General features: G+C 72.2%; 15 protein-coding genes. 6 read left to right on the top strand and 9 right to left on the bottom strand.

Going from position 1 to position 18,303, the window contains the following annotated elements; all coding sequences use genetic code 11:
* Nucleotides 1-19: 19 nt before the first annotated feature.
* Complete coding sequence (locus I3F58_RS10320; RefSeq protein ID WP_240107994.1) at nt 20-589, top strand: dienelactone hydrolase family protein; 570 nt, start codon at nt 20-22, stop codon at nt 587-589.
* An 88-nt stretch (nt 590-677) separates the two neighbouring features.
* On the opposite strand, the gene I3F58_RS10315 is transcribed toward I3F58_RS10320, so the two are convergent.
* The 5 genes from I3F58_RS10315 to I3F58_RS10295 form a co-directional block, all read right to left on the bottom strand.
* Nucleotides 678-1,703 carry a zinc metalloprotease gene (locus I3F58_RS10315; RefSeq protein WP_240107993.1) on the bottom strand — a complete coding sequence of 342 codons (1,026 nt, stop codon included), beginning with the start codon at nt 1,701-1,703 and terminating at the stop codon, nt 678-680.
* A gap of 296 nt (nt 1,704-1,999) precedes the next feature.
* Complete coding sequence (locus I3F58_RS10310) at nt 2,000-3,676, bottom strand: alkaline phosphatase (RefSeq protein WP_240107992.1); 1,677 nt, start codon at nt 3,674-3,676, stop codon at nt 2,000-2,002.
* Between the two features lie 269 nt (nt 3,677-3,945).
* On the bottom strand, nt 3,946-4,098 hold the full coding sequence (locus tag I3F58_RS10305; RefSeq protein WP_240107991.1) for a hypothetical protein: 153 nt from the start codon (nt 4,096-4,098) through the stop codon (nt 3,946-3,948).
* A gap of 230 nt (nt 4,099-4,328) precedes the next feature.
* The gene (locus tag I3F58_RS10300) at nt 4,329-5,165 is read right to left on the bottom strand and encodes a thioredoxin domain-containing protein (protein ID WP_240107990.1); all 837 of its coding nucleotides are present in this window, start codon (nt 5,163-5,165) and stop codon (nt 4,329-4,331) included.
* 87 nt (nt 5,166-5,252) lie between these two features.
* A complete protein-coding gene (locus I3F58_RS10295; protein WP_240108020.1) occupies nt 5,253-5,939 on the bottom strand; it encodes a hypothetical protein in 687 nt (228 codons plus the stop codon).
* A 184-nt stretch (nt 5,940-6,123) separates the two neighbouring features.
* Here I3F58_RS10295 and dnaE point away from each other — a divergent pair, with 184 nt between their 5' ends.
* Nucleotides 6,124-9,657, top strand: a complete 3,534-nt coding sequence (dnaE, locus tag I3F58_RS10290) for a DNA polymerase III subunit alpha (protein ID WP_240107989.1) — start codon at nt 6,124-6,126, stop codon at nt 9,655-9,657.
* Between the two features lie 95 nt (nt 9,658-9,752).
* Here dnaE and I3F58_RS10285 read toward each other — a convergent pair whose 3' ends face one another.
* Nucleotides 9,753-9,923: a hypothetical protein gene (locus I3F58_RS10285; RefSeq protein WP_240107988.1), complete on the bottom strand. Its 171-nt coding sequence runs from the start codon at nt 9,921-9,923 to the stop codon at nt 9,753-9,755.
* Nucleotides 9,924-10,198: 275 nt separating this feature from the next.
* Between I3F58_RS10285 and I3F58_RS10280 the strand changes: the two genes are divergently transcribed.
* The 4 genes from I3F58_RS10280 to I3F58_RS10265 all read left to right on the top strand — a co-directional run bounded on the left by I3F58_RS10280 (nt 10,199) and on the right by I3F58_RS10265 (nt 14,372).
* Entirely contained in the window at nt 10,199-11,530 is a 1,332-nt protein-coding gene (locus tag I3F58_RS10280; RefSeq protein WP_240107987.1) for an NYN domain-containing protein, read from the top strand.
* 71 nt (nt 11,531-11,601) lie between these two features.
* Nucleotides 11,602-12,576 carry an ABC transporter ATP-binding protein gene (locus I3F58_RS10275; protein ID WP_240108019.1) on the top strand — a complete coding sequence of 325 codons (975 nt, stop codon included), beginning with the start codon at nt 11,602-11,604 and terminating at the stop codon, nt 12,574-12,576.
* Between the two features lie 250 nt (nt 12,577-12,826).
* Nucleotides 12,827-13,657: an ABC transporter permease gene (locus I3F58_RS10270; protein ID WP_374207941.1), complete on the top strand. Its 831-nt coding sequence runs from the start codon at nt 12,827-12,829 to the stop codon at nt 13,655-13,657.
* 49 nt (nt 13,658-13,706) lie between these two features.
* Complete coding sequence (locus I3F58_RS10265; RefSeq protein WP_240107986.1) at nt 13,707-14,372, top strand: DUF2567 domain-containing protein; 666 nt, start codon at nt 13,707-13,709, stop codon at nt 14,370-14,372.
* Between the two features lie 395 nt (nt 14,373-14,767).
* Here I3F58_RS10265 and ybaK read toward each other — a convergent pair whose 3' ends face one another.
* From ybaK to I3F58_RS10250, 3 genes are all read right to left on the bottom strand, one after another.
* Entirely contained in the window at nt 14,768-15,265 is a 498-nt protein-coding gene (gene ybaK / locus I3F58_RS10260) for a Cys-tRNA(Pro) deacylase (RefSeq protein ID WP_240107985.1), read from the bottom strand.
* Nucleotides 15,266-15,282: 17 nt separating this feature from the next.
* On the bottom strand, nt 15,283-16,023 hold the full coding sequence (locus tag I3F58_RS10255) for an LON peptidase substrate-binding domain-containing protein (protein WP_240107984.1): 741 nt from the start codon (nt 16,021-16,023) through the stop codon (nt 15,283-15,285).
* Nucleotides 16,024-16,606: 583 nt separating this feature from the next.
* Nucleotides 16,607-18,169 carry an oxidoreductase gene (locus I3F58_RS10250; RefSeq protein WP_240108017.1) on the bottom strand — a complete coding sequence of 521 codons (1,563 nt, stop codon included), beginning with the start codon at nt 18,167-18,169 and terminating at the stop codon, nt 16,607-16,609.
* Between the last annotated feature and the right edge of the window lie 134 nt (nt 18,170-18,303).

The raw sequence follows: 18,303 nt of genomic DNA, 5'->3' as shown, positions 1-18,303 counted from the left end.
GGAGTGGCAGGATGACCGAATGGAGATCATGCTGTTTCACTCGGTGTACGGGCTGCGCCCGGCAGTGCACGCCGCCGCGGAGCGACTGCGTGCCGCCGGGCACCAGGTGCATGTGCCCGACCTCTACGAGGGCGAGACCGCCGGTACGGCGGAGGCGGGTATGGCGATCAAGGACCGGATCGGCTGGGACGAGCTGCTCCGGAGGGCCGTCGTGGCCTCCGCCCCGCACTCGGACAAGGGCCTGGTCTACGCCGGGTTCTCGCTGGGCGCCGCGTTCGCCCAGATCCTGGCCGCGGCGGACGAGAAGCGGCGAGGGCTGCTCCTGCTGCACGGCACCTACGACGTGTCGGAGGACGACTCCGTGGACGGGCTGCCGGTGCAGCTGCATGTCGCGGACCCGGACGCCTACGAGCCGGACGACTGGCTGAACTCCTGGTACCTGAAGATGCGGGAGGGCGGTGCCGAGGTGGAGATGCACCGGTACCGGGGGGCCGGGCATCTGTACACCGACCCGGACCTGCCGGACTACGACGAGCGGGCGGCCGAGCGGACCTGGGCGACGAGCCTGGCGTTCCTGGAGAGTCTGTAGCCCCCCGAGCGGTCCCTGTGCACGACGGACGGTCCGGCCGCAGTGGCGGCCGGACCGTCCGGGGACATCAAGGGGATGTCATGCGTGGTCAGGAGGCGCGGTACGCGATCCAGTGGTCCTGCATCCGCTGCACCTGGCCCGAGGTGAACTGGTACATGCAGGCGTCGTACGTGTAGTCCATGAAGTTGTGGATCGGGTCCACGCCCGCCTTGCGGGTGCAGGAGTCACGGCCCTCGGGGCACTGGTAGGCCGGGCTCTTCTCGGCCGCGGTGTCGTCCACGTAGTCGCCCTTGCCGTTACAGCCGCCCTGGAAGGTGTGGTACAGGCCCATCCAGTGGCCGACCTCGTGCGTGGCGGTGTCGCCCTGGTTGTAGTTGGCCGCGGAACCGCCGGGCAGCGAGGCGTCGAGGACGACGACGCCGTCCATGTCCGGGCTGGACCTGTACGAGGACGGGAAGGTCGCCCAGCCGAGCAGCCCGCCGCCCAGGTTGGCGGTGTAGAAGTTCAGGGCGTTCGCGCCGCCTTGGCGGAGCGTGGACTTCATGGCCTTCTCCTCGGCGGAACCGGAGGAGAGGTTGTACCAGGCGGCGTTGTCCGTGTAGGTGGTTCCGGCCAGCGTGAACTGGAAGCCGGAGTCGGTGTTTCCGTCACCCTGGCCGCCGAAGGCGGAGTTCAGCACGGACATCTGGGCGTTGATGTCGGTGGCCGAGAGCTTGCCCTTGGTGCCGTCGTGAACGACGTGGAAGTAGACCGGGATGCTCGTCGCGGCGGCCTCGGCGGCGGCCGAGCCGAAGCGCCCGCTGTCCCGGCCCTGGGACCTGGCGTCCTTCAGCTTCTTCTTGAGGTCGGCCTCCATGGCCTCGGCCTTGGCCGCGGTGACGTCGTTCGGCTCGTGCTTGTGGACGTCACCCTGAGGACGTGCGACACGGGCGCCGGCACTCGTGCCGTGGTCGTCGTCGAGGCACTCCTCGGCGGCCGTGGCGGCGGCCGAAGTCGTGGCGGCGGAGGCTCCGGTGGGGGCGGAGAAGGGGGCCAGGGCCAGGGTTCCGGCCAGGACCGTGGCGCCGAGGACGCGGCGGTGCGTACGCGGCGATATTCGTGCAAGAGCACGCATGGGTGACTCCTCGCGGGGGGCTGTGGGAGGGCTCTCCTCACCACCGGCCGAGGAGATTACGTGGCCATGTCAGAACTGGAGGAGGAGCGTTCCAGCCCAATCAATCGTTGGGGGAATGGAGACAACAGGAAGAAATCCTTCTGCCGGGTCCGGTAGTTGAGACGTGTACGTAACGTGTGCGCTGACGCGAGCGGGCGGTGTGTCCGGATTCGATCTCCGGAACACGCCGCCCGCCATCCGTCTGTGATCTTCGGTTAACACGCCGGTGTATGGCTGAAAAGCGCCCTTGCGTAGGCTCAGCGCACCGGCGTGTACACCCGCTCGACCTTCTGTGTACCGCTGAGCGTCCGGTACGAGCGGGTCCACTTGGACGACGCGGCCGGGTCCTCGCGGTCGGACAGTACGTAGTAGTCCATCTGCGACCGCTGGTCCGTCACGTCCAGGACGCCGTACCCGTGGTGGTCCATGTCGATCCAGTGGACGTGCCTGTTGGCCGCCTTGATGGCCGCCGACGCGATGTAGGAGGCGGTGTTCGCCGGGACGTGCAGGATGTCGTCCAGGTTGTCCGAGGTCACCGAGGTCACCACGAACTCCGTGGCCGCCGAGGCGGACTTCGGGTAGGTCGCCGCCGTCACCGGCACGTCGTTCGCCCAGGCCATGTGGATGTCACCGGTGAGGAAGACCGTGTTGCGCACCCCCCGGTCCTTCAGGTGCGTCAGCAGCTCCCTGCGGTCGTCCGTGTAGCCGTCCCACTGGTCCGTGTTGACGGCCAGCCCGCCGGACGGAATCCCCATCAGTTCGGCCACCGGCCCCAGCAGATGGGACGGCAGCGAGCCGAAGGCCACCGGCGAGATCATCACCGAGGTGCCCACCAGCTTCCAGGAGGCGTCCGAGGACGCCAGCCCGGCCTTCAGCCAGTCGAGCTGGGCGCGGCCCGTGATCGTCCGCTCCGGGTCGTCGACCTTGCCGCTGCCGGTCCGCACCTGCTGGTCGCGGAACGAGCGCAGGTCCAGCAGGTGCAGATCGGCCAGCCTGCCGAAGCGCAGCCGCCGGTAGACCGTGCCCTCCGTGGAGGTCCGTACCGGCATCCACTCGAAGTACGCGCGCTTGGCCGCCGCCATGCGCTGCGCCCAGGCGCCCTCGCTGTCCGGGCTGTGGTTGTCGGCCCCGTCCGACCACGTGTCGTCGGCGAACTCGTGGTCGTCCCATATCGCGATGACGGGGTGGGCGGCGTGCAGTGCCTGGAGGTCGCGGTCCGACTTGTACTGGGCGTGCCGGGTCCGGTAGTCGCCGAGGGAGACGATCTCGTGCCGCGGCTCGTGTGCCCGCAGGACGTGCCTGGTCTTCGGGTACTCGCCGGTGCCGTACTCGTAGATGTAGTCGCCGAGGTGGAGCACCGCGTCCAGGTCGGCGCGGGCCGCGAGGTGGCGGTACGAGGCGAAGTGGCCGGCCTCCCAGTTGGAGCAGGAGACCACGCCGAACCGGATGCCGGGCACGGCGGCGTCGTAGACGGGGGTGGTCCGCGTCCGGCCGGCCGGTGACAGGGTCTCGGCGACGCCGGTGGAGGAGTCGCCGGCCGCGAAGCGGAACCAGTACGAGGTCTCCGGGCGGAGGCCCCGTACATCCACCTTCACGGTGTGGTCCGTCGCGGTGGTCGCCGTGACGGCGCCGCGGGCGACCGTGCGGGAGAACGCCTTGTCCTCCGCGACCTCCCATCTCACCTCGGTGTCGGGGCCCTTGCCGGAACCGGGCACGGCGTCGGGCGTGGGCGTCACGCGGGTCCAGAGCAGGACGCCGTCGGGCAGCGGGTCACCGGAGGCGACTCCGTGGAGGAAGGCGGGGGCGTGGCCGTCCGCCGCGGCGGGGGAGGCGGCGGCGACGAGAGCGGGCGCCGCGACAGCCGTGACGGCTGCGGCCTTGACGAGCGTGCGGCGGCTGGGGGCAGCGGAAGGAAGGGTGTTTCGACTGGTCACGGCCGGTCAGACTACCTGTCACATTACCGACGAGTAAGCCCTCGGTGAAGGAATTGGCCGGGTGGTCGAGGTCCGTTCGCCGGAAACGGGCCGCGGGTTGGGCTCCACCGGAGCGGAAGCCGTCGGCGGGCCGGGGCCGTCCGGCGTCTCCGCGACGCCGCCTCCCCCGCCGCGGCGGCCGTCCCCGCGTCCGCCGGCCGCGCCGTTCCGGCTGGAGCCGCAGAATCCGGGGACGCCCTTCGCGCCGTCCCTGAGGCGGGCCTTGGTGGTCACCTTCGTGCCCTCGGGGTCGCCCGGATGCCGCAGGTCCCGATGTGCTCGCCGCCCGCCCGGAGTTCCGCCCGCCCGCCGGGCCCGGAGCCCGTGGTGAACGCGTGGTCGTTCCTGGCGGCGATGGCCGGGGTGGTCCCGGTGGCGGGCAAAATCAGTCATGGTCATGACATGAATGGTTTCCTTCTGCGGGATCACGAGTTCTCCTCTCATGGGTGCCCGGCCCCGTGTGTGGTCAGAACGCGTGGTCGAGCGTCCGGGCCCCCTCACATGCGAGGGCCGGTGATCCCCTTCGGGAGCGTCCGCGGCCCGTGTCACGGGACCGCGGCGTGCCGTCCGGTCCGTCCGCCGTCCGGCACGCCGTTCCCGGCCTCCGTCCGCGCTACTTGGCCAGCGCCTTGTCCACCGCCGCGCGGAACTGGGCCACGGTCATCGGCGGGTTGTCCGTGCCCTCGGCCGTGAGCTTGTCGCCGCCCATCTTCAGCGTCGGCGTGCCGCTTACGCCGCTCTCCGCGAACTTCTTCGACATCTCAAGAGCCCACCGGTCGAACGTGCCGTCCTCGACGTTCTTCCGGAACTCCTTGTTGTCCTTGAGCGCGTCCACGGTGTCCGCCACCTTGATCAGGTAGGCGTCGTCCTTGAACTTGTCGTCGGACTCCTCCGGGTGGAACTCGGCCGAGTACAACGCCGCCTTGTAGTCGAGGAAGGCGTCGGTGCTCACGTCGAGAGCCGCGCCCAGCGCGCTGAGCGTGTTCTTCGAGCCCTCGCCGTAGGCGCCGACCCTGTCCTCGGACAGGTCGTCGCCGTCCAGGAACGTGGCGCCGACGAACTGGAGCTTGTACTTGCCCTCCTTGACATCCTTGTGGAGCTCGTCGCCGACGGCCTGCTCGAAGCCCGCGCAGACCGGACAGCGTGCGTCCTCGTAGATCTCAAGGGTCTTCTCGGCGTCCTTCTTGCCGATGACGATCGTGGTGCCGTTCTCCCCCGAGGTGTTGGCGGGCTTCACCAGCGACTGGTTCCTCGCCGCCTCCCAATGGGCCGGCTTGTTGGCCTGGACGACCGCGTAGCCGATGCCGCCGGTGAGGGCCAGGACGCCCAGGCCGACCAGGCCGACCGTGAGCTGACGGCGGCGCTTGTCGCGCTTCGCCTGGAGCTCCCGCTCCTGCCGCAGGCGCTCCCGTGCCGCGGCCTTGTTGGCCCTGCTGTTGCGTGCGCTCATGGTGATGTCTCTCCGTCTCAGGAAAACGTCGGTGGGGTGATGCCGTACGGGTCCGCCGGAGCCGCGGCACGGCTCCGGGGCGGACGCTCAGGTGAGAGCGGCCCGGTACGGCGGGCCCCGCCGCCCCACGGAATGCACCAGCAGGCGGGCCCGGGACACCCGGGCCCGCTCCCGCCCGCGTACGGCCCCGCCCCGCGGCCCGCCGTCGCCGCGTACCGCCGCGCCCACCACCGCGCACGCGACCAGCAGGGGGCTGAACGTCAGCGTCGCCACCGCGCGCAGCAGCCGGGCCAGCGCGGCCTCACCGCGCCGCAGCCAGCCGGCCGCGGCCAGCCCGACCGCGGCATGGGCGGTGAGCAGCAGCCACGGCACCGCCGGGTCCGGGGAGTGCACGAGCGCGGCCACCGCGGAGTCCGGCACGGCGACCCCCGGCAGGGGCGTCCCCACCGCGTCGCCGCACAGCACGTCCAGCCCGACCGCCCGCAGCGAGCCCGCCACGGGGCCGCCCGAAGGGCCGTAACAGGTGTCCTGGCCGACGGTGAAGACCGTGTCGGCCGCCAGTTCGAGCGGCACCAGCAGGCCCGCGATGGCCCAGAAGCCGCGCTCCCGCCCGGCCAGCGCGTACGCCGCGGCGAACACCACCCCGGCGACCGCCAGCACGGCGGTCAGCGGGAGCGGCACACCGGACAGCAGCACATGGGAGGCGACGGACAGCGTCACGACCAGCGCCGTGAAGAACGCCGCCCGCACCCCCCTCAGCTGGGTCCCGGCCATGTCTTCCATCAGTCCGAGAGTGTGCCACGCGCGCGTGTAAGGGCCCCCTAAAAACGGGCCCCCGGCGGCGGCCCGGAATGTGACCGTTACGGATCGCGGCGCGCCTCCGGTGTCACTGCGGAGCCGTAGACTTCCGAGCTGACCCCTCATCTCCGCAAGCCCAGGACCCCCGGAGGCCGCAACCGTGTCGAAGCCGCCGTTCACGCACCTTCACGTGCACACCCAGTACTCCCTGCTGGACGGTGCCGCGCGGCTCAAGGACATGTTCAACGCCTGCAACGAGATGGGCATGACCCATATCGCCATGAGCGACCACGGCAACCTCCACGGGGCGTACGACTTCTTCCACTCCGCGAAGAAGGCCGGGGTCACCCCGATCATCGGCATCGAGGCCTATGTCGCCCCCGAGTCCCGGCGCAACAAGCGCAAGGTCACCTGGGGCCAGCCGCACCAGAAGCGCGACGACGTCTCCGGCTCCGGCGGCTACACCCACAAGACGATCTGGGCCGCGAACGCCACGGGCCTGCACAACCTCTTCCGGCTCTCCTCCGACGCGTACGCCGAGGGCTGGCTCCAGAAGTGGCCGCGGATGGACAAGGAGACCATCGCCCAGTGGTCCGAGGGCCTGATCGCCTCCACCGGCTGTCCCTCCGGAGAACTCCAGACCAGGCTGCGCCTCGGCCAGTTCGACGAGGCCCTCAAGGCGGCCTCCGACTACCAGGACATCTTCGGCAGGGACCGCTACTTCCTGGAGCTGATGGACCACGGCATCGAGATCGAGCGCCGGGTCCGCGACGGCCTGCTGGAGATCGGCAAGAAACTCGGCATCCCGCCCCTGGTCACCAACGACTCGCACTACACCTACGCGCACGAGGCGACCGCCCACGACGCCCTGCTGTGCATCCAGACCGGCAAGAACCTCTCCGACCCAGACCGCTTCAGGTTCGACGGCACCGGCTACTACCTCAAGTCCACCGACGAGATGTACGCCATCGACTCCTCGGACGCCTGGCAGGAGGGCTGCCGCAACACGCTCCTGGTCGCGGAGCAGGTCGACACCGCCGGGATGTTCGAGAAGCGCGACCTGATGCCGAAGTTCGACATCCCGGAGGGCTACACCGAGGTCACCTGGTTCCAGGAGGAGGTGCGCCGCGGCATGGAGCGCCGCTTCCCGGGCGGCGTCCCCGAGGACCGGCAGAAGCAGGCCGAGTACGAGATGGACGTCATCATCCAGATGGGGTTCCCCGGCTACTTCCTCGTCGTCGCCGACTTCATCATGTGGGCCAAGAACAACGGCATCGCCGTCGGCCCCGGACGAGGCTCCGCGGCGGGCTCGATCGTGGCGTACGCCATGGGCATCACCGACCTCGACCCCATCCCGCACGGCCTGATCTTCGAGCGGTTCCTCAACCCCGAGCGCGTCTCCATGCCCGACGTCGACATCGACTTCGACGAGCGCCGGCGCGGTGAGGTCATCCGGTACGTCACCGAGAAGTACGGCGCCGACAAGGTCGCCCAGATCGGTACGTACGGCACCATCAAGGCCAAGAACGCGATCAAGGACTCCGCGCGCGTCCTGGGCTATCCCTACGCGATGGGCGACCGGCTCACCAAGGCCATGCCCGCCGACGTGCTCGGCAAGGGCATCCCGCTCTCCGGCATCCTCGACCCCCAGCACCCGCGCTACGGCGAGGCCGGCGAGATCCGGGGGATGTACGAGAACGAGCCCGACGTGAAGAAGGTCATCGACACCGCCCGCGGTGTGGAGGGCCTGGTCCGCCAGATGGGTGTGCACGCCGCCGGCGTGATCATGTCCAGCGAGACCATCACCGACCACGTCCCGGTCTGGGTGCGGCACACCGACGGCGTCACCATCACCCAGTGGGACTACCCGAGCTGTGAGTCGCTCGGCCTGCTGAAGATGGACTTCCTCGGCCTGCGCAACCTCACGATCATGGACGACGCCGTCAAGATGGTGAAGGCCAACAAGGGGATCGACATCGACCTCCTGAGCCTCCCGCTCGACGACCCCACGACCTTCGAGCTGCTCCAGCGCGGCGACACCCTCGGCGTCTTCCAGTTCGACGGCGGCCCCATGCGGTCCCTGCTGAGGCTGATGAAGCCCGACAACTTCGAGGACATCTCCGCCGTCTCGGCCCTCTACCGGCCGGGCCCGATGGGCATGAACTCGCACACCAACTACGCGCTGCGCAAGAACGGCCAGCAGGAGATCACCCCGATCCACCCCGAGCTGGAGGAGCCGCTCAAGGAGGTCCTGGACGTCACCTACGGCCTGATCGTCTACCAGGAGCAGGTGCAGAAGGCCGCCCAGATCATCGCCGGCTACTCGCTCGGTGAAGCCGACATCCTCCGCCGCGTCATGGGCAAGAAGAAGCCCGAGGAGCTGGCGAAGAACTTCGTCCTCTTCCAGAAGGGCGCCCGGGAGAAGGACTTCAGCGACGAGGCCATCCAGGCCCTGTGGGACGTGCTGGTCCCCTTCGCCGGCTACGCCTTCAACAAGGCGCACTCCGCCGCGTACGGACTCGTCTCCTACTGGACCGCCTTCCTCAAGGCCAACCATCCCGCCGAGTACATGGCGGCGCTGCTCACCTCGGTCAAGGACGACAAGGACAAGTCGGCCGTCTACCTCAACGAGTGCCGCCGCATGGGGATCAAGGTCCTCCCGCCGGACGTCAACGAGTCGGAGCCGAACTTCGCCGCCCAGGGCGACGACGTGATTCTCTTCGGCCTCTCCGCCGTGCGGAACGTCGGCACCAACGTCGTCGAGTCGATCATCAGGACCCGCAAGTCGAAGGGGAAGTACTCCTCCTTCCCCGACTTCCTCGACAAGGCCGAGGTCGTCGCCTGCAACAAGCGGACCGTCGAGTCGCTGATCAAGGCCGGGGCCTTCGACACCATGGGCCACACCCGCAAGAGCCTCGTCGCCCAGCACGAGCCGATGATCGACAACGTGGTCGCGGTGAAGCGCAAGGAGGAGATCGGGCAGTTCGACCTCTTCGGCGGCATGGGGGAGGAGACCAGCAGCGAGCCCGGCTTCGGCCTCGACGTCGAGTTCTCCGAGGACGAGTGGGACAAGGCCTATCTGCTCGCCCAGGAGCGGGAGATGCTCGGCCTCTACGTCTCCGACCACCCCCTGTTCGGCATCGAGCACATCCTCACCGACAAGGCCGACGCCTCCATCGCCCAGCTCGCGGACCTCTCCGACGGCGCCATCGTCACCATCGGCGGCATCATCTCCGGGCTCCAGCGCAAGATGACCAAGCAGGGCAACGCCTGGGCCATCGCCACCGTCGAGGACCTGGCGGGCTCCATCGACTGCATGTTCTTCCCCGCCTCGTACCAGCTGGTCTCCACCCAGCTCATCGAGGACGCGGTCGTCTTCGTCAAGGGACGGCTCGACAAGCGCGAGGACGTCCCCCGGCTCGTCGCCATGGAGCTGATGGTCCCCGACCTCAGCGACGCGGGCACCAACGCGCCCGTCACCATCACCATCCCCGCCCTGAAGGTCACCCCGCCCATGGTCAGCCGCCTCGGGGAGATCCTCACCCACCACAAGGGCAACACCGAGGTGCGGATCAAGCTGCAGGGCCCCCGCAAGACCACCGTCCTGCGGCTCGACCGGCACCGGGTCCAGCCCGACCCCGCCCTCTACGGCGACCTCAAGGGGCTGCTCGGGCCGTCCTGCCTCGCGGGCTGACCCCCGGCCCCGTACCCCCCGCGCGGACACACCAGAGGGGCGCGCCCGTCACCCACGGGCGCGCCCCTCTGGCGTGCGTACGTCTTCCGGGCGCGTCAGTTGTGGCCGAAGCGGCGTTCCCGGTGCTTGCGCGCGACATCGCCCGGAGTCGCCTCCACGGCGCTCTTCGCCCGCTCCTCCATCGACGCGCTCTTCGCCTGCTGGGCCTCCCGCTCGGCCTGCGACGCGCCCTTCTGACTTCGGTCCTGCTTCTTGTTCTTGGCCATGGTGGTGCCTCCTGTGGGGGGTGCTAGGGGCCAGGGCCGCTGTCAGCCTCACACACCCGTACAAACCCCGCATGTTGGATCACTACGGAGCGTGGTCACGCGGCGTTCGTCCCCGAGGTGCTCCGAAGGCGTGGTCAGAACGCCGCCGAACGCGTACGGTGAGGCGCCACGCCGAAGATCGCGTTCCGGCCGTTAAGACTCCGGTAGTCGGGCAGACTCGAAGGAAACCCGAAGCAACCTCCCGATCCCGAGGTTCCCGAAAGAGGGTGGAACACGTGGACCGCTGCGTCGTGCTCGTGGACGCCGGCTATCTGCTCGGCGCCGCAGCAAGCCTCATCGCCGGGGAGCCGGCGCGCTCCCGGATCACCGTCGACCACGCCGCCCTCGTCCACGCACTGCGGGAAGGCGCCGAGGCCGACACCCGGCAGCCGCTGCTGCGGATCTACTGGTTCGACGGCGCCCCCGACCGCGTCCCGCAGCCCGAGCACCGCAGGCTGCGCGTCATGCCCCGGGTCACCGTCCGGCTCGGCGCCCTGACCCGAAGCGACGGACGCTGGGCCCAGAAGGGCGTCGACGCCGCCATGCACGCCGAACTGACCGAGCTGGCCCGCAACCGCGCCTGCTCCGACGTGGTGCTGGTCACCGGCGACGGCGACCTGCTGCCCGGCCTGATGTCCGCCAAGGAACACGGCGTCGCCGTGCACCTGTGGGCCGTGCAGGCCGCCGACGGGGACTACAACCAGTCGGAGGACCTCGTCGCGGAAGCCGACGAGCGACGCGTCCTCGACCGGGCCTGGATCACCCGCGCCGTCCGCGCCAAGGACCTCACCGGGCCCTGCGCCCCGCCTCCCGCGCCCCGTCCCGAGATCGCCGCGATCCTCGCCGCGCCGCTGCCCGAGTCCGCCCTCGCCGCCTCCGGCGAACGCGGCGGCTCCGGCAACGGCACCCCGACCCACCCCCCGGGCACCCCACCGAGAGACACCGCCCCCGCCTCCGGCACCGCCCCCTCCGACGGTGCGGCCGCCGACGGCACCTCCTCCGGTTCCGGCAGCACCTCCGCCGCCGTCGGCGCGCCCAGGGGCGTTCCCACCCCCAAGGACCTGGCCGGACTGCGCGCCCCCGGCCACCAGTCCGCCCCCGCCCCCGCCAACGCGACCCTCCGGTGGTCCTCCGACCGGGGCTGGATCGACCGCCCCGGTGCCCTGGGCGAACCCGCCGAGACCGCCTCCCTTCCCACCCTCGCCCAGCTCACCAGCGCGGAGCAGCGCTGGGCCGACCGCGAGGAGGACATCACCACCGTCGGCGGCGATCCCTTCGAGGTCGGCCAGGTCTTCGCGCGCCGCTGGATGGACCGGCTCCCCGAGTCCCACCACGTGGACAACCTGTCCAGCATGTATCCCCGCATCCCGCACCGCATCGACGGCGAACTCCTCCGCTACGCCGCCCGCTTCGGCCTCCTGGCCCACAAGGACGACCAGATCGACGAGCACGACCGCTACGCCATCCGGGCCGGATTCTGGCGCGAGATCGACGTCCGCGCCGCAGCCGCGAACACTGCCGGGAGCAGCGGGTCAGGAGGAGGCGGAAGCACGTCGGCCCCGCAGTAGCGGCCCGCCAGGGGCCGACCCGCGCGCAGCCGGGGCCGTCCGACCCCTTAGGCTCGTCCCTCGTGAGTACGGTGTGCGTGGTGCGGGAGCTGGTGAAGACGTACCCCGCCGCGCGCGGCAGGCGCGGAGCGCCCGCCACCCCCGAGGTGCGGGCCACCGACGGGGTCGGCCTGGAGGTGCGGGGCGGCGAGGTCTTCGGCCTGCTCGGCCCCAACGGTGCCGGAAAGTCCACACTCGTCCGCCAGCTCACCGGGCTGATGCGCCCCGACTCCGGCACCGTCCAGGTGCTCGGGCACGACCTCGTACGGCACCCGGAACGGGCCGCCCGCCTCATCGCGTACCTGGGCCAGGAATCCACCGCGCTCGACGAGCTGACCGTCGCCCTGGCCGCCGAGACCACCGGGCGGCTGCGCGGCCTCACCGCCCGCGACGCGCGCGCCGAGCGGGACGCCGTCCTGGACGAACTGGGGCTCGGGCCGCTCGCCTCCCGGCCTCTCAGGAGACTGTCCGGCGGCCAGCGGCGGCTCGCCTGCGTCGCCGCCGCGCTGGTGGGGGAGCGGCCTCTGCTGGTCCTCGACGAGCCGACCACGGGCATGGACCCGGTGGCCCGTCGCGCCGTCTGGGCGGCCCTCGACCGGCGGCGCGCCGAGCACGGAACGACCGTGCTGCTGGTCACCCACAACGTCATCGAGGCGGAGACCGTGCTGGACCGGGTCGCCGTGCTGGACCGGGGACGGGTCATCGCCTGCGACAGTCCGGCCGGGCTGAAGGAACGCGTGGCCGACGAGGTCCGCGTCGATCTCGTGTGGCGCGAGCGTGCCCCGCTCGACGTCCCCGAGGTGGCCGCGCTGCGCGCCTCCGCCCACGAGTCCGGCCGCCGCTGGGTCCTGCGCCTCTCTCCCGACGAGGCCCGCGCGGCGGTCGCCGCGGTCACCGGCGGTGCGGCCTTCGCCGCCCTCGACGACTTCACCCTCGCCACGCCCAGCCTGGAGGACGTGTACCTCGCACTCGGCGGCGAGACGGCGAAGGGGCTGGTCAAGGCGTGACGGGGCGGGACGTCGGCGTGGCACCGGGGCACGGTGGACGGCCGGGTCGGGCTGCGGAGCCGGGGTGCTCCCGGCTCCCGGGGCTCCGAGGCCTGCGCGGACGGCTCGGGCGGACGCGACGACCGGAGCGGCCTGAACGAGCAGGGCGCCCCGGGCCGTATGGACGGCTGGAGTGCCCAGGACGCCCAGGGTGGCTCGGCCGACCCGGGCACCCTGTACGGGCCGGGTACGAGAACGGGAGAGAGGAACTGTGAGCACCTTGCCTGTGGAGGCGCCTTCGGCGGGGGCCGCGAGACCGGCCGCCGCCGCGGTACGTGAGCGTTCCGCCGCGCCGCTCGCCCCGCGGGCCCGGCTGCTGCCCGCGCTCGCCGCGGTGTACCGGGCCCAGCTCTCCCGGGCCCGCGTCGCCCGGATCCCGCTGCTGTTCGTCGCCACCTTCCAGTCCGTCGGGATCATGGTCCTGATGCGTGGCGTCGTCGACGGGGGCGCCGAGGCCCGTGCGGTGGTCGCCGGGTCGTCCGTCCTCGTCGTCGCGTTCGTCGCGCTGAACCTGCTCGCCCAGTACTTCGGGCAGCTGAGGGCCAGCGGGGGGCTCGACCACTACGCCACCCTGCCCGTGCCGCCCGCCGCCGTGGTGCTCGGCGCGGCCGGGGCGTACGCCTCCTTCACGGCGCCCGGCACGGCGGTCACGGCCGTCGTCGGCTCCCTGCTGTTCGGGCTGCCGCTCACCCACCTGTGGGTGCTGGCCGCCGTGGTGCCGCTGGCCGGTGCCGCGCTCGCCGGTCTGGGCGCCGCGCTCGGGCTGCTGGCGCCGCGACCGGAGCTGGCCACGCTGCTCGGCCAGCTCGGCATGTCGGCCGCGCTGCTGCTCGGGGTGCTGCCGCCCGAGCGGCTGCCGGGGCCGGTGGACTGGGCGCGGGACCTGCTGCCGTCGACATACGGGGTGGAGGCCCTCGCCCGTACCTTCGACGCCCACCCCGACTGGACGGCTGTCGTCCTGGACCTGTCGGTCTGCGCGGCCGTCGGTGTCGCCTCGCTGGCGGTCGCGACCTGGGCGTACCGCAGGGCGGCGGTCCGTTGAGCGCTGCTCCGTTGAGGCGGGCCCGGTCGTCGCCTGGCAGGATGACAGAGTGACGGCACCCCTGACCCCACCCCACCAGCCACCGAGTGACGACGTGCACCACGAGAACCCTGACGTTCCGAACGACGGCCCGGCCGGCTGGCCGCCGCGCCGTCCCGGGGCCGCGTATCCGCACGGCGAGGGCGAGGCACCGGCGCCGGACATGACCGCCGAGGTACGGACCGGCGCCCTGGTGCTGCTCGCGGTCGCCGTCACGGGCTTCCTGCTGGGCCTGCTGTGGGTGTGGCTGGCGCCGCGTATCCCGCTCGTCTCGAACGGCACGGCCGTGTTGCTGAAGGAGACGGAAGGGGAGAGCGCGGTCGGCGCGGACGGTGTCTTCGTGCTGCTCGCGCTGGGCTTCGGGGTCGTCACCGCGGCCGGGGTGTACCTGGCGCGGCGGCAGGGCGGCGTCGCCGTCGTCGTGGGGCTCGCGCTGGGCGGGCTGCTGGGGTCGCTGCTGGGCTGGGGTACGGGCACGTTGCTGGGGCCGACCCAGGATGTGGTCGCCCATGCCGAGGCGGTGGGCGAGGGGGTCGTGTTCGACGCGCCGCTGGAGCTGCGGGCCTACGGGGCGCTGCTGGCGTGGCCGGTCGCGGCGATGGTCACGCACCTGGGCCTGACGGCGCTGTTCACCATCCGGGACCCGGAGCCCTGGGGCGGGCCGCCGGTCGGTTAGCCCCCACCCCACCCCGTCCCTTTCCCGAACCGGGGCAGTGCCTCCGGACCTCCCCTTTCTTCCGCACCTCGGGGGAGTGTGCTCCCGGACGCCGGTCGGGCCCGTTCCGGCGGTGCCCCGGCCCACGAGCGGCCCCGACCCGTTCGCGGACCGCTGCGAGGTCTGCGCGGATCCGTTCGGCAGCCGCTCCGCCACCGGCGGGACCGACGTGCGCCGGCCGTCCGGGACCGCCACCGCCACCCAGACCCGGCATGGCGACGAGGCGGGCACACCGCGACGAACGCCGCCGGCTCAGCTCGCGGCCGTTCCGGCTCCCCGGGCGACACCCTCGGCCGCCGGGATCCCGCTGCGTGACGGGCGGGCGCCATACGGGTGCAGGCGAACCGCCCGATCCCCTAACCCCGGCCGATCTCCGCCAGCACCGCCCCCGTCAGCGCCGCCAGATCACGCGGCGACACCTCCACCTCCACGCCCCGGCGGCCCGCCGAGACGCAGATCGTCTCGTGGTGGGAGGCCGACGCGTCCAGGACCGTCGGGAGGCGCTTCCGCTGGCCCAGCGGGGAGATGCCGCCCCGGACGTAGCCGGTCGTGCGCTCGGCCGCCGCCGGGTCGGCCATCGCCGCCCGTTTGCCGCCCACCGCCGCCGCCAGGGCCTTCAGGTCCAGATGGCCGGCCACCGGCACCACCGCCACGGTCAGCGTGCCGTCCACGTCCGCGACGAGGGTCTTGAACACCCGGTCCGGCGACACGCCCAGCGCCTCCGCCGCCTCCTCGCCGTACGACGCGGACGCCGGGTCGTGCGCGTAGGTGTGCACCGTGAACGGCGTGCCCGCGGCGGTCAGCGCCACCGTCGCCGGGGTTCCCGCCGACTGCTTCCTCGTCTTCTTCGCCACCGTCCGCCGTCCTCCGCTCAGTTCGGGTTCGTCGGGTTCTGCGTCAGATCCACCGCGGGCAGCGACGGCAGGTGCCGCAGCAGCGCCGTCTCGGCGCGCAGCAGCCGAAGCTCCTCGCGCAGCCTGGTCGCCGTGTCGGGGGACTCCAGCAGCCGCTGCTTCGTGGGGCCGTCCAGCACCGCCGCCGCGGCGACCAGGTACGACACGACCGACGGCTCGTCGGGGAGCTCGGCGCTCGTCGCCAGGGACCGCTCCCTGGCCCCGGCCAGCCGCTTCTGGTAGGCGCGGAAGGCCCTGAGCACACCCTCCGCGAGCGCGCCGGCACCCTCCCCCTCCCGCTCCTGCAGCTCCTCCAGCTCCGCTGTGAGGAACGGGCCGCTCGCGTCCACCGACAGCAGCCGCATGCGGGTCGTGCCGGTCGCCAGCACTTCGAAGCCGCCGTCCGCCCGCTCCCGGATGGTCGCCGCGTCCGCGACGCACCCCACCCGGTGGAACGAGGTGATCGGGTCGGGCCCGAAGCCGGCCGCGGGGCCCTTCTCCGGCAGCGCCGTCGGGTCGGGCAGGCCGGGTGCGGTCCGCGCGACCTCGTGCCCGTCGCGGATCGACACCACGGCGAAGCGGCGGGGCTGCGACTCGTCGGCCGTCAGAAGCTCGCGCATCATGGCGCGGTACCGCTCCTCGAAGACGTTCAACGGCAGGACGAGGCCCGGGAACAGCACCGCGTTCAGCGGGAAGAGGGGCAGGCGAGCGGTGGTCACAGCGGCCAAGCCTAATGGCCGCCCCGATCACACATGGCGCCCCCGTGGTTCCCGGGCCCCGCGGCGGGTGGTGGCGGGCTGCCATGCCGCGTGCGAGGACCCCCGCGGCACCCGGGCCGCAGCGCCCCCGGGCCCGTGGCACCGGTGGTTCCCGTGTGCCTGCGGCCTCCGGGACCCCGCACCACATGCGGGCACTCGCGGTGCCCGCGTCGTGGCGGCGTCCGGGGACTCGGTGAGCGTGGTCGCCCGCGGCCCGTGGTTCCGCCTCCGCTCTTCCTCCGCGGTGCCTCGTTCCCACGTCCCCGTGGCCTGTGGCCCCCCCGGGGCGTGAGCGGGCTCGCTGAGGACACGAGGGCCGCCGCGGCCCCGGGCCCCGTGGTGTCCCGGGACACTCCTGGCCTCCGGGCCCCTGTGGCCGCCCGAGCGACGTGACTCCGCCCCCGGCCCCGATCGCCCCTCGACCCGGAGTGCCCGCAGCCCGTGCCCCCGGTGTCCGGGCCCTCGTGGCCCCCCCGCCGGTGGCGCCCGCGCCTCCCCGGGGCCGGCTTCCCGGGCCGGTCACCCCCTCGTGGTGCCCGCTCGCTCAGCTTCGCCGCAGCAGTCGGGACGCGCCCGCCGCCACCGTCGTGGCCAGGATCCAGCCGACCAGGACCAGCCCCGCCGACAGCCACTGCCATCCGCCCGGCATCCGCCAGTAGCCCTCCTGCCCCAGGTTGATCACCGGGAGCAGCAGGTCCAGCGTGTACAGGGCCCCGTTCCAGTGCGGCGCCTCGTCGTCCTTGATCGGCACCGGTTCGTACCAGGAGAAGGCCAGCGCACCGGCCGCCCACAGCACGGCCATCCACACCATCGCCCGCCCCGGCCGGTAGCCGTACGCCACCGTCCAGTCCTGGAGGTAGCCCCACAGCTTCGCTGCCAGCGGCAGTGTCTCGCGGCGCCGCCGCTGCTTGGCCAGCAGCACCTCCCGGGCGTCCGCGTCCTCCCCGCTCGCCCGCAGCACCGTCGCCAGCCGCTCATACGGCTCCGGCCCGTACTCCGGGGTCGCCGCCGCCACCCATTCCAGCCGCCGGGACAGCGGGAACGGCCCGTACGGCACGAGGTTCTCGTACACGAAGCCGCTCAGCGCGAGCCCGCCCGGGCCCGGCCAGCTCACCGCCTGGTCGACCAGCGTCACCACCTTCGCCCCGTTCAGCACCACCCGTCCCTCCTCCGGCCGCTCGCAGATGAACCGCAGCTCCGGCGTGACGATCCGGCGCATCGACAGCTCCTCCTTGCGGGCCGACGACAGCAGGAACCGGGCGTGCCGCAGGTCGACCGCGTCCTGGAACCGTCCGTCGTCCAGCCGCACCGCCCCGTGGCACTCGAAGGCCCGCATCCGCGTCCCCCGCATCGGCGTGTGCACGTCGCCCAGCCCGTACGGCGGAGTACCCCCCAGCGAGTCGCCCGGCCCGCCCACGGAGTCGCTCACCCATGCGTACGTCATGTACAGCGTCCGCTCCACCGAGAGCTGCGGGGCGTTCAACGCTCTCCGCCCCTCCGCCCCGCGCAGCCTGCTGCCGCGCAGACTCAGCGAGCCGCCCACCTTCGCGCCGCGCAGGCTGAACTCCCCGTACGTCTCGATCAGCTCGGCCTGCAGGTCCTGTGCCACCGACAGACCGTCCGCGACGATCGCCCTGCCGCGCCGGTCCGGCTCCGCATGGATCTGGCTGATCAGCAGGTCCGTGCCGATCTGCGCGTCGGTGAGCCGCACGCCCCGGTCCACCCGGCAGCGAGGCAGGTGCAGGTCCCCCTCCGTGTGCAGCCTCGCCCCCTCCAGGCGGGGGATCGCACAGCCCACCATCCGCAGCGTCTTGAAACGGGACTCGGGCAGCACCACCTCCTCCTCGAACCGGCACCTCCGGAACTCCACGTACGGCCCTATGTGCCCGCCCGCCAGATCCAGCGTCCCGGTGACCACCACACCGCGCAGCTTCAGCGCCGGCACCCTGCCCGCCTGCGCGGGCGGCCCGGACAGCAGCAGCCGCGCCACCACCTCCGCCCGCACCCGCCGTCCCTCCGGCCAGGGACGCGGTGCGAACGGGTCGTCGAGCACCGGATGCTCCTCGGCCAGGTCGCACCACGTGCCGACCCGGAACGCCCGCCACATCGTCAGCTCCGCGGGCGTGAGGCCACCGGGCACATCGGTGTCCTCCTGGTCCCGCCCCGCCTGCCCCTCGGTCACCGCCGCCCCCTCACTGCCGCACACCCAGCGGTTCGTACAGCCGTTCTTCCCGCTGTGTG

This window comes from Streptomyces sp. MUM 203J (assembly GCF_022414595.1).
In the GTDB taxonomy this organism is placed as follows: Bacteria; Actinomycetota; Actinomycetes; order Streptomycetales; family Streptomycetaceae; genus Streptomyces.
Note: the sequence above shows the minus strand (reverse complement) of the source record. Positions and strands in the feature narration are given on the sequence as shown.